The organism is Lysobacter sp. 1R34A, assembly GCF_051217035.1.
Classification (GTDB): Bacteria; Pseudomonadota; Gammaproteobacteria; order Xanthomonadales; family Xanthomonadaceae; genus Lysobacter.
In genome coordinates this window covers 19,351-31,854 of sequence record NZ_JBPKJP010000046.1, presented here as the reverse complement: position 1 = coordinate 31,854, position 12,504 = coordinate 19,351, and the positions used below count along the sequence as shown (strand labels likewise).

The following is a 12,504-nucleotide window of genomic DNA, read 5'->3' as shown; positions in this document are numbered from 1 at the left end:
GGGCACGCCCAAACCGGTCAGCGCCGCCGAAGCGCTGAACCTGCTCGAGATGGTGCTGAGCTGGAACAACGCGCGCCTGGTGTACACCGGCGGCCGCTACAACATCGTCCCCGTTGGGGACGTTTCGCCTGGGGCGCCGGCGCACTCGCCGCGATGCTGGCCTTGGCGGCGGTGCCGCGCTGGCTGCAGCCGTCGGTGCCGGAGACGGTTTACGTCACCCAGGTCGGCGAAAGCCGCACCATCGCCCTCGACGACGGCTCGCGCGTCAGCATGGACACCGACAGCCGCCTGGTCGTGGATTTTTCCGGCGACGAGCGCCGCCTCGTCCTCGATCGCGGCCGCGCCTACTTCCGGGTCGCCAAGGCCGCGCGGCCGTTCGTGGTGCACACCGAGGACGGCAGCGTCCGCGCCGTCGGCACCGAGTTCGAGGTGTACCGGCATGACGACACCACCGAGGTCGCCCTGGTCGAAGGCCGGATCGCCTTGCTCGCGGCGCCGGCGGCCGATGCCAAGCAGGCCGCGCTCGGTACCCTCGATCCCGGCCAGAAAGCCCGCCTGGGCAAGCACCAGCCTCTGCATCGTTTGCCACCGGCCGCACCGGGCGCCTTGCCGACCTGGCTGTCGGGCAAGCTGGTGTTCGAAGACCAGGCCTTGTCGGCCGCAGTCGCCGAGTTCAACCGCTACAGCCGCCGGCGCATGGTCCTGGACGGCGACCAAGTCGCGCGCCTTCGCGTCAGCGGCGTATTCCGCAGCGACGATCCGCATGCCTTCGTCGAAGCCCTGGAACAGCTGTACCCGGTAGGCGTCGAGGAATCCCCCGCCGGCGATATCGTGATCGTCGCGCGGCGCTGAGCATAGTTGGCGGGTGTTTTGCAGCCTGAGGGATCAGTCAGTTTCGGCGCGAGACCGAAACCGTGCGGTCGCGACTGACGTCGCTCCTACAAATACTCCGCCGTCGCGCATGCTCCTGCCGTTGCCGTTGCCGTTGCCGTTGCCGTTGCCGTTGCCGTTGCCGTGCGCCGGTTCGCACTAGCGAAGGCAATCGAAGACCCGGAGGGCGGCCCGCAGGGATGCGGGCCGTTTTTCATCGGGACAGGGAGGTCCCGTATGAAAAATCACCGCGTATGCACCGATCGTGCGGGCTGGTGATTCAAAACAAAGCATTTTTCTTTGGTTACCTTTCTTTTGTTGCTTTAGACAAAAGAAAGTAACCCGCCGCTTCAGTGGCGGAAGCTTTGGGTTTGATCTTGATCTTCCACGAGGAGTGCGCCGCGAGACCGCCGCAGCGATGTCGCAGCTTGCGCCGCTCCTACCCTGCGAGAGCACGCCGCTTCGACGAATGGCGACGGCCCCGTCATCTCTGCGCGCCCGCGGCGGCTCAATCTTGCGCCGATGCCGACGGACCCATCAGGGTAAGAGCGACGCAAGTCGCGACCGCGCCGTCTGCTTTCGCGCCGTCACCGGCCGTTAGACGGTGAAGCCACATCAAGAGCAAAGCTTCCGCCCCCTGAAGGGTGCGGGTAACTTTCTTGTCCAAAGCAACAAAAGAAAGTCACCAAAGAAAAGTGCTTCTTCCTGCAAGGGCACCAGCCCGCACGATCGATGCCGACGCAGGGATGCTCCAGACAGGCCATCCCTGGCCTGCTTGCGCACGGCCCGCCTCCCTGCGGGCCGCCCTCCGGGTCTTCTGTTGACCGGCAAAGCGGTAAAGCAGATCAAAATCGCGGCAACGGCAACGGCAACGGCAACGGCAACGGCGGCGCGAACCTCAAGGCCTGCGCAACCCATGCTCCGCCAACATCGCATCGATACGCCGCTGCGCATGATTCCGGTCGGCCGGATCGGCATCGGCCAGTATTTCGTTCGCCAGGGCGGTGAACTGCGGCCAGAACTGCGCCGGGTGACGCAGCGACTCCAGCCACGGCGGCAACATCCGCGCCAGGCGCTCGAGTTCGGCGTCGAGTTGCATCCGGGTCTTCACGGGCGCGGCCGCGGCCACCGCACTTCGACGTGGTGGACGGGCCGATCGCCGAGCAGGGAGAACTGGAGGCCGTCCTGGACGACACCGTCCAGTTGCAGTTGCGCCTCGCCGTCGTCGGCATCGACCTGACGCAGGTGGATCCGATACAGCCGGTCGCCGTGCCGATACTGGATTCGATACTCCGGCCAATCGGCGGGAATGCAGGGCTTAAGGCGCATCGTGTCGCCATGGCGTTGCAAGCCGAGCAGCGATTCGATCAGCAGCCGGTACATCCAGCCGGCCGAGCCGGTGTACCAGGTCCAGCCGCCGCGCCCGGTGTGGGGGTCGACGCCGTAGACGTCGGCCGCGAGGACATAGGGTTCGACCTTGTAGATAGCGGTGGCTTCGGCGTCCTGGGCGTGATGGATGGGGTTGATCATGCGCGTCAGTTCCCAGGCGCGCGCGCTGTCGCCGAGTTCGGCGAAAGCCATCGCCGCCCATACCGCGGCATGGGTGTATTGGCCGCCGTTCTCGCGCACGCCGGGCACGTAGCCGCGAATATAGCCCGGGTCCTTCGGCGTGGTATCGAACGGCGGCTGCAACAACTGGATCAGGCCTGCGTCGCGCCGCACCAGATATTGGTCGAGCGATTCCATCGCTTGGCGGGCCCGCCCGGGCTCTGCCGCGCCGGACAGCACCGACCAACTCTGCGAGATGGAGTCGATCCGGCATTCGTCGCTAAGCACCGAACCCAGCGGCGTGCCGTCGTCGAACCAGGCGCGCCGGTACCAGTCGCCGTCCCAGGCATGGGTGTCCAGGTTCTGCCGCAAACGCTGTGCGCAATCGAGGCAGTAATCGGCAAAGACGGTATCGCCGCGCTCCCGCGCGACCGGCTCGAAGCGGTTCAAGGTTTCGAACAGGAAGAAACCCAGCCACACGCTTTCGCCCTTGCCGGCGTCGCCGACGCGGTTCATGCCATCGTTCCAGTCGCCGCTGCCGATCAGCGGCAGGCCGCGTTCGCCGAGCAATTCGGCGCCACGCTTGAGCGCCAGCACGCAGTGATCGTAGAACGACTGCTGGCGGCCCGAGACCAATGGCAGGTCGTAGTAAGACTCCTCGTCGGCGTTGACCGGGCGGCCCTCGACGAAGCGCACGCGCTCGTCGAGCACGCTGCGGTCGCCGGTGACCTGCAGATAGCGGCTGGCGGCCAGGGGCAGCCACAGGTAGTCGTCGGAGCAACGCGTGCGCACCCCGCGGCCGAGCGGCGGGTGCCACCAATGCAGGACGTCGCCCTGCGGGAACTGATGCGCCGCGCTCAGCAGCAGGTGCTCGCGGGTCAGCGCCGGCATCGCGTGCACGGTCGCCATGGTGTCCTGCAGCTGATCGCGGAAGCCGAACGCGCCGCCGGACTGGTAATAGCCGCTCCGCGCGACGTAGCGGCAAGCCAGGGCCTGATAGGGCAGCCAGCCGTTGGCCAGCGCGTCCACGCTCGGCTCGGGCGTCTCGACCCGGATCGCGCCGAGTGTGTGCGCCCAGTGGATGCGCACCGCATCGAGTGCGTCGTGCGCGGCACCGCTGCCCTGGCTGCCCTGGGCGAGTTGGACGGCGGCGGCATAGTCGGCCCCGATGCCGAGACGGAACACGGTTTCGTAGCTCTCGCCGGCGTCCAGCGCGATCGGCACCTGGATCGCCGCGCACGGGTCCAGCCCGGCTCCCACCTTGCCCGACAGGCGTTGCCTGAGCAGCGCCGCCGGGTGCCCGAGGTTGCCGTTACGGCCGAGGAACTCGGTGCGGTCGGCGGTGAAGCTGCGCTCGTCGCCGTCGACGTCGAAGAACGCGACGCGACCTTCGAATTCGGTGTTGTAGGGGTTGCGCGCGGTCAGCACGCCGCTGGCGCCGTCGAGCTCGCTGACCACGTGCATCTGCGACTTGACCCGGATATCGCCCAATACCCATTCGACATAGCCGGTGGCCGTCAGGCGCCGCGCGCGGCCCGACAGATTGCGCAGCCTGAGCACCGAATACTTGATCGCCCGGTCGAGCGCGACATAGATCCACAGTTCGCTGGCGATGCCGTCCTCGACGTGCTCGTAGACGCTGTAACCGAAGCCGTGGCGGGTGCGATAGGCGCCGCTGCCGCGGCGGGGCAGGGGCATCGGCGACCAGGTCCTGCCGCTGTCCTCGTCGCGCAGGTAGAAGGCTTCGCCGCCGGTGTCGGCGACCGGGTCGTTGTGCCAGGGCGTAAGGCGGAATTCGTGTGCGTTCTCGAACCAGGTATAGCCGGGCGCGCTCTCGCTGACCACGGTGCCGAGCTGCGCGTTGGCCATCACGTTCGACCAGGGCGCCGGGGTCGGCGCGCCTTCGCGCAGCACCACGACGTATTCGCGGCTGTCGGCGGCGAAAGCGCCGGTGCCGTTGTCGAACACGAAGGTCCCGGCCACGGCTTCGAACGGCCACGGGTCGTCCTCGGCTTCTGCGCGTGGCGGCGGCAGCCCCGGCAACGCGGCCGGATGCGCGGCCTGCGCCAAGTCGATGAGCTCGGCCTGCTCGGGGGCACCGTCGGGCAGCAGCAAGGGAATCTCGCGCTCGGGCGGGACGTGGCGGCTGACCTGCGCGGCGAGGGTGCCGCGCTGGTCGCTGATGATCACCCGAGCCACCGCCTGCAGCAGGATGCGGTCTTCCTGCGACATCTGCTGGCTCGGCCGCACGAAAATGCCGCCGGGCCGGTCGAGCACGTTGCCTTCCGGGCCGGCCGAGACCAGGCCGAGGATCTGTTCCTGCAGTTGCTGGCGATAGCCGCCTTGTTCTTCGTTCCAGATCACCAGGTCGACGTTGAGCCCCTTCAGGCGCCAATACGCATGCGCCTGGACCATCTGCCGGACCAGCTCGATGTTGCCGGCCTCGGCGATCTGCAGCAGCACGATCGGCAAGTCGCCGGAAATAGAGTGGCCCCACAGCCCCGACTGCCCGCGCCGGTTCTGCAGCAGCACCGCGCTGTCGGCGCGCAGGAACGGGTGCGCATACACCATCAGCCCGGCCAGCCGTTCGTACAACTGGGCATCGGCCTGCGACGCGTTGATCTGGCGCCGCACCACCTGGCTGTGGGTCCAGGCCAGGTCGAACACGCGGTCGGCGAGGCGCCGGTCGCGGTATTTGTCGATCAGCCGGCTGCAGGCCGCCCGGTCGGCGCCCACGCCCGAGACCATGTCGACGATGACGGTCTGTTCGGGCGCGAGCACGATCCGGGTGCGGATCGCGACGATCGGGTCGAGCACCGAGCCGGCCGAGTCCGACAAGGCCTCGGTCGAGGTAAGCGCTTGCGGCGTGCGCGGCGTGTTGCCGCGGCCGAGGAAGCGCGAGCGGTCCGTTTCGTAGGAGATGGTCTGGATGTCGGCATCGTGCACGGCGACCAGATGGAACATCCACGGCGGCACTTCGTCGTGCGAACGCGGCCGCCGCGTGCACAGCAGGGCCTGCTTGTCGCGGGCAATCTCGGTCTGCACGAACAGGTTGCTGAAGGCCGGATGCAGCTCGTCGGACAGCGACGAGGCCAGCACGACTTCGGCGTAGGTGGTGATCTCGATGGTGCGGGTGTGCCGCGAACGATTGCCGATGCGAAGCCGGCGCAGTTCGATGTCGTCCTCGGCGGAGATCGCGATCTCCAGGTGGGTCTCGTAGCGGTGCTTGCGCCCGCGGAACTCGGCCTTGGCGTCGGAGAAGATCGCCTCGTAGTGGTCCACCGGCACGCAGGCGGGCTGGTGGGTCGCCGACCAGAACTCGCCGCTTGCGACATCGCGCAAGTAGCAGAACGAGCCCCAATGGTCGCGCGTGCCGTCCTCGCGCCAGCGCGTTACCGCCATATCGCCGAGGCGGCTGTAGCCGCCGCCGGCGCTGCTCAGCAGGCTGTGATAGCGGCCGTTGGACAGCATCTGCACTGCCGGCCGGGCGGTGCCGGCGTTGCGGAAGATTCGCAACTGGGTCTCGGAGGCGGCCGGCGCGGCACGCGCGCCGCTGGCTTCGGCTTCGTGCGGATGGAACACGCCGGTGCGCGGTATGCGTTCCTGCAACAGCAGCAGTGTCGCCTGGAATTCGGCGTCGGCGACGAAGCGCTTCTGCATCGGCTGGTCGCGAAGCAGATAGTCCAGCGACAGCAGGGCCATGCCCTGGTGGTGGGCCATGAAGGAGCGCACGACTGCATGGTCCTGGCCGCGCGGCACCCGCGTCGGGGTGTAGTCGATCGCTTCGTACAGGCCGAACGGGCCGCCGAAACCCAGATCGGTGAGCCGCTGCAGGTTCTGGCAGGCGGCTTCCGGCAGCACCATCAGCGCCATCGCGCTGGCGTAGGGGGCGATCACCAGGTCCTGGCCGAGCCCGCGCTTGAGGCCCAGGCCGGGCACGCCGAATGCACGGTACTGGTAGTTCATCCGCGTATCGACCGTGTTGTAGCCCGATTCGGAGATGCCCCAGGGCACGTCGCGTTGCCGGCCGTAGTGGATCTGCGCGAGCACGGCATGCTGCGAAGTCTGGTCGAGCAAGGTGTCGGGATAGCTCGGCATCACCAACTGCGGCATCAAATACTCGAACATCGAGCCGCTCCACGACAGCAAGGCGGCGCCGCTGTCGATTTCGGTCAGCAGGCGGCCGAGCGCGAACCAGGTTTCCTGCGGGAGCTGTCCCTGGGCGATGGCGACGAAGCTGCACAGGCGCGCCTCGGAGGCGAGCAAGTCGTAGTAGCCCGCATCCAGGCGCCGTTCTTCGACGTTGTAGCCGATCGACAGGAGATGGCGGCCGCGGTCGTAGAGGAATTCGTACTCCATCAGCGACAGTTGCCCGGCGATATGGGCCAGGCGCTCGAGCTCGTGCACGCGCTTGCGGGCATGCTCGCGCGCGATCGGGTCCTGCGCTTGTTCCTGCAGGGCGCGCAGGGTCGGGATGCGGTCGACGAGCTCGGCCTGCGCCGGATGCCTGTGCGCTTCTTCCGGCGTGCCGAGGCCGGGCGCGAACTGCAGCAGTTCGTCCTGTGCGGCGCGGCAGGCGGTCGACAGCAGCGACGGCCAATGCGGATTGGCGGGATCCTGCGCGGTCGCGTCCGCCATCGGCAGCGCCGCCTCGATCGCCTGCGCACGCAGCGACAGCCCGGCCAGCACGCGCTCTGCATCGACCAGGGTAGCCGGCGGTTGGGCGCGGGTGGCGTCCAGGCGCTCGTGGAACCCGGCCAGGGCCTGTTCGAGCGCGGCATCGATAGGGCCGGTGCCGCGCAAGTTCTCCTCGAGCACGCCGAAGGTATCGGCGAGGCCGTCGAAGGTATGCCGCGCCAGCACCGGTTCGTCGATCAAGGCCAGCAAGCCCTGGCGCAAGGTCAGCAGATGCGCGGCCAGATTGCCGCTGTCGACCGTGGACACGTAGCGCGGCGGCAGCGGCTGCAGGGTTTCAGTGTCGTACCAGTTGTAGAAATGTCCGCGGTGGCGCGGCAGGGTTTCCATCGTGCCCAGGGCCAGGCGGGTGCGTTCGATCAGCCCGCCGGCCTGCAGATAGCCGAAATCGTAGGCGCTGAGGTTGGCGAGCAGCGACAGGCCGATGTTGGTCGGCGAGGTGCGCCGCGCCACGACCAGCGTCGGATGTTCCTGGATGTTGTCCGGCGGCAGCCAGTGGTCCTCGGCGCGGATGTGTACCTCGAAGAACGCCCAGGTGCGCCGGGCCAGGCGTCCGAGGAACTTCAGCTGCGTCTGCGACAGACTGGCGCGCTGCCGCTTCGGCGGACGTCCCAGCCAGGCCATCAGGGCCGGCGACAGCAGCCAAAGCGTCAGGATCGGCGCGGCGACCCAGACCGAGGCCGGGTTGATGCGCAGCAGGACCACGGCGGCGGCGATAGCGAACGCCGGCCCGAACCACATGCTGCGCAGTTCCGCGCCGACGCCGCTGCCGAGGCTGCGTTCGACTTCGCTGGACGGATTCCATTGCAGCAGGCGACGGCGGCTGACGGTCATCCGCCACAGGCTGCGTGCGATCGCGCCGAGGCTGAAGAAGGCTTCGTAGGGCAGACAGGCCAGGGTGACCGCGGCCCGCTGCAACTGGCGCGCGGCCGAGCTGCCGACCTGCATCAGATGCGTCTCCGGCGCCATGTCGACGGGGCGGGTCACCACCTCCCAGCAGGCCGTCAACACCACGGGCGCCAGCCACAGACTGAGCAGCCACAGGGTCCAGGCCAGCGGCTGCGGCAACAGCGCCCAGCCGGCCACCAGCAGGGCGACGGCGGCGACGGGCACCAGGCTGCGGCGCAGGTTGTCGAACAATTTGCCGCGCGACAGCCACGACAGCGGGTTGGGCTCGTAGCCGCCGTGCATGCGCGGCACCCACGGCAACAGCCACGGCAGCAACTGCCAGTCGCCGCGGATCCAGCGATAGCGGCGCTTGACGTCGGCGGCGTAGCGCGAGGGGTAATCCTCGAACAGGCGCACGTCGCTGATCAGGCCGGCGCGCGCATAGCAGCCTTCGAGCAAGTCGTGGCTGAGCACGCGGTTGTCGGGGAAGCGGCCTTCCAGGGCGTATTCGAAGGCGTCGACGTCGTAGATGCCCTTGCCGACGAACGAGCCTTCGCCGAACAGGTCCTGGTAGACGTCGGACACCGTGCGCGTGTACGGGTCGATGCCGGCTTCGCTGCCGAACATGCGCGCATAGCGCGAGCCGCGGCGCTCGCTCATGCCGGTGCCGACGCTGGGCTGGAGGATGCCGTAGCCGCGCGTGACCCGGCGCCGGCGGTCGTCGAAGCGGGCCTGATTCAGCGGATGAGCGAGGGTGCCGACGAACTCGCGCGCGGCATCGCGCGGCAGGCGAGTGTCGGTGTCCAGGGTGATGACGTAGCGCACGTTGGCCAGGACCTCGGTGTTGCCGGTCACGGCCATGAAGGCTTCGCGGTTACCGCCACGTAACAGGCGGTTGAGCGCGGCGAGCTTGCCGCGCTTGCGCTCGTGTCCCATCCATTTGCCTTCGAGCGGGTTCCAGGTGCGCGGACGATGGAACAGGAAGAAAAGATCGCCGCTTTCCGGGGCATAGCGCGCATTGAGCTGTTCGATCTGGCGCGAGGCATGCGCCAGCAAGGCTTCATCGCCCGCCAGGGTCTGCTGGTCGGCGTCGAGGAAGTCGGTCAGCAGAGCGAAATGCAGGTAGGGGTCGCGATTGGCCAGGAAGCGGACTTCCAGCCCCTCGACCAGGCCGTCGATGGCCTCGAGACTGCCGATCATGCTCGGCACCACCACCAGGCTGCGCGAAGACGACGGCAGGCCCTTGGAGAAATCCAGTCGCGGCAGGGGCTTCGGCGCGACCAGGACGGTCGCGACCCAGTTGACCAGGGCGATGCCGAGCTCGCTGAAGGCGAGCAGGCTCAACAAGGCCAGCAGGCCTAGAGTGGACGCGGCCACCGGGGCGGCCTGCAGCTCGCTCAGCAGGGCATAGCCGAACGCGACCGCGACCGCTGCGATCGGCAACAGATAAGCCGGCAGCGGCACTTTGCGCGGGCGCAACCGCACCGGCTTGCGCGCCTCCGCGCAGGCGGCCACCGCCGCCGCGATCGCGGCGACGCCGTCGTCGATGAGGTAGTAACCGACGTGGGCCTTGCTGCCGTGGGGGTCGCCGGATTCGCGCGCAAGGCGCAGCACCGCGCGCGCGACCTCGATCTCGCTGACGCCGCTCTGGCGCGCGATCTTCTCGACCACATGCCGGTACATGTCGCGAGTGTTGAAATCCATTTGCGCATAGACGTCGACCGGGTCGTCGCTCAGGGTGCGGTCGACCAGGCTCATGGTCTCGACGAATTCGCGCCAATCCATGTTGGCCAGGAAGCGCAGGCTGCCGATGCTGTTGCCGATGGAGACCTGATCGGCCGCCTGTTGCTGGCTTTCGGCGCGCACCAGTTCTTCGACGCCGTGGGCGCTGTCGGCCAGCCATTGCTCGATCCAGCTCATCGGCATGGCCAGCACCGCGCTGCGGCCGTGCAGGCCGCGAGTCAGCTCGGCCACGAACGCCCCCGACATCGGCGGATTCGAGCGCGCCATGTCGGCCACCACCAGGACCACGTTTTTGGGATTCGTGTCGGCGGCGTCGTTGAGCAGTTCGGCCCACTCGGCGGCGCGGCGATGATCGGCGCCGTCGCGCATCACCCGTACGCCCATGCGGCGCAGGTTCTCGATCAGGGCCAGGCGCAGCATGATCGGAATCGCCCACAACTCGCCGAGTTTCAACGGCGTCACCGTCTGGTAGGCGGCCACGAAGCGGGTCATGGTTTCGGCGTCGATGCGCCCGTCGCCGTGGGCGATGGCCTCCATCGCCAGGTCGTAGACCCGCGGCAGGCCGGCCGAGGAGCCCTGGCTCAGGGTCGGCAGCTCGCGGCTATAGCCCTTGGGCAGATGGCGGCGGGCGGTGCGGATCTGTTCTTCGATCAGGTAATAGTTGTCCAGCAGCCACTCGCCCGCGGGAGTGATGCGGACTTCGTCCTGGACCATCTCGGTGAGCAGGGTATTGGCGGCGTCGAGGATGCCCTCGTTCTCGCGCAAACGTCCCAGCAGCAGGTCCGAACCCGCGCGCGCCCGTATCCTGTGCGCATGCGCGAGGGACTTGCCGTGCCGTTCCATTTGCTCGGCGCTGAACAACTGCGAGCGCAAGGGCTGCTCGGCCTGCCACGGCTTGTTGGCCGCCGCACGCCCCCAACGCCACAGGCGTCGGCGCAAGCGTAGCCACTGACTGAATATTCGCCATACATTGGGCATGCAAGATCCCAGGCACTTCAGCCTTCAAGGGAGCGATCATTGCATTTGCATGGGCAGGCGATTGTGAAGTCGCCGCCGGATGCCGCCAATACGCCGTGCTGGCGGGCTCGTGGCCTCGATCCCGCACGGTCGCGCGAACGATCGCAGGGAGGAATGCGCGAAGTGCCGCCGCGAATTTGCGCCCGCGGCGGCGCGGCAGGTTTACGGTCCGATGCGAGATCATCGACAGCACGGCCGTTCGCCTGCCGTAGTCGCGAATCGCGGCGACGAGCGAGTCGCGCGCCTGCACGATAGCAGGTGTAGTGCGTGGCCAGGGGATTTGTTTCCCTCAGTTTCGGCGCGAGACCGAAACCGCGAGGTCGCGATCGCCCGCGCCGGCGGCCGCAGATTCGTGGTCGCGGCTTGCGCCGCTCCTACCCTTGGCGAAAGTGCGCCGCTTCGACGAGTGGCGACGGCCTCGTCGTCTATGCGCGTTCCGTGGTCGCGGCTTGCGTCGCTCCTGCAAATGCTCCGTCATCCGCGTTGCTGTTGCTGTGCGCAGCCGCGCACTCGCGAAGCCTAAAGAAGACCCGGAGGGCGGCCCGCAGGGATGCGGGCCGTTTTTCATCGGGACAGGGATGTCCCGTATGAAAAATCCCTGCGTCGGCATCGCTCGTGCGGGCTTGTGATTCAAGGAAAAAGCATTTTTCTTTGGTTACCTTTCTTTTGTTGCTTTAGACACAAGAAAGTAACCCGCCGCTTTAGTGGCGGAAGCTTTGGGTTTGATCTTGATCTATTGAACGAGAGAACCGCCGCGAGACCACCAGAGCGATGTCGCGGCTTGCGCCGCTCCTACCCTTGGCGAAAGTGCGCCGCTTCGACGAGCGACGACGGCTTCGTTACTTCTGCACCTCCCGTCGCGACTCACGTCGCTCCTACAGGGGCGAGCTCGTAGAGACACGCCGATACGCTAACCCCAAAGCAGAGCCGCAAGTCGCGCCCACTCAATCCCCGATGCCGGCCTCGGCCGCGAACCACCCCGCATACTCCTTGATGGCCTCGCCGCTGCGCCGCAGCGCACGGCGGCTCGGCCACCACGGCGAGGCGGCGCCGGACTTCGGCACCGGTTCGAAATCCTTCTCGGCCGAAGGCAGCGGCAACACTTGCAGGCCCTGGCGTTCGAACAGCGCCCGCGCGCGGCTCATGTGCAGCGACGAGGTCACCAGGGCGATCCGGCGCCAGCCGTGGCTGCGCGCCAGTTGCGCGCTGCGGCGGGCGTTGTCGCCGGTGCTGCGGCTGCGTTCGTCGAGTACCAGGGCACGGTCGGGCACGCCGAGCCGGCGCATCGCCGTGGCCATGTCGCGGGCTTCGCTGACGCCGCGGGTGCGCGCGGTCGGGCCGCCGCTGAGCAGGATCGCAGGGGCGCGGCCGCTGTGCCAGGCGCGCGCGCCCAGCGCGACACGGTTGCCGGCGAGGCGCGGATCGTCGGCATCGCCTCGCTCGAACCAGGCGACGCTGCCGATGCCGCCGCCGAGCACGACGATGGCATCGACCGGCGGCAAGGTCTGTTCGGACTGCGGCGGATAACGCAGCGCCAGGCTGTTGCGCAGGGCGTTCGAGGCGATCGGCAGCGACCACAGCAGCGGCCAGGCCAGGGCGAAGCCGATCAACACCAGCGCACCGCGGCGCCGGCGCAGGACGAGGGCGAGCAGCGCCAGAGCCAGCAGGCCGCACGCCAGGTGTAGTGGTTCCAGGGGCCACGCCAACCATCGGCCGATGTTGCTCATGGCGCGGTCGCAGGGC

Annotated in this window: 4 protein-coding genes; 1 reads left to right on the top strand and 3 read right to left on the bottom strand. The window is 68.0% G+C overall.

The features are described 5' to 3' along the window. The first annotated feature begins 153 nt into the window (after positions 1–153). Positions 154–852, top strand: a complete 699-nt coding sequence (locus tag ACSAMQ_RS12135; protein WP_435395884.1) for a FecR family protein — start codon at positions 154–156, stop codon at positions 850–852. Positions 853–1,768: 916 nt separating this feature from the next. Here the strand turns inward: ACSAMQ_RS12135 and ACSAMQ_RS12130 are convergent. The 3 genes from ACSAMQ_RS12130 to ACSAMQ_RS12120 all read right to left on the bottom strand — a co-directional run bounded on the left by ACSAMQ_RS12130 (position 1,769) and on the right by ACSAMQ_RS12120 (position 12,488). Then, the gene (locus ACSAMQ_RS12130) at positions 1,769–1,969 is read right to left on the bottom strand and encodes a hypothetical protein (protein ID WP_435395883.1); all 201 of its coding nucleotides are present in this window, start codon (positions 1,967–1,969) and stop codon (positions 1,769–1,771) included. Positions 1,970–1,977: 8 nt separating this feature from the next. Then, on the bottom strand, positions 1,978–10,722 hold the full coding sequence (locus ACSAMQ_RS12125) for a GH36-type glycosyl hydrolase domain-containing protein (RefSeq protein WP_435395882.1): 8,745 nt from the start codon (positions 10,720–10,722) through the stop codon (positions 1,978–1,980). 983 nt (positions 10,723–11,705) lie between these two features. After that, the gene (locus ACSAMQ_RS12120; RefSeq protein WP_435395881.1) at positions 11,706–12,488 is read right to left on the bottom strand and encodes a YdcF family protein; all 783 of its coding nucleotides are present in this window, start codon (positions 12,486–12,488) and stop codon (positions 11,706–11,708) included. Positions 12,489–12,504: the final 16 nt, after the last annotated feature.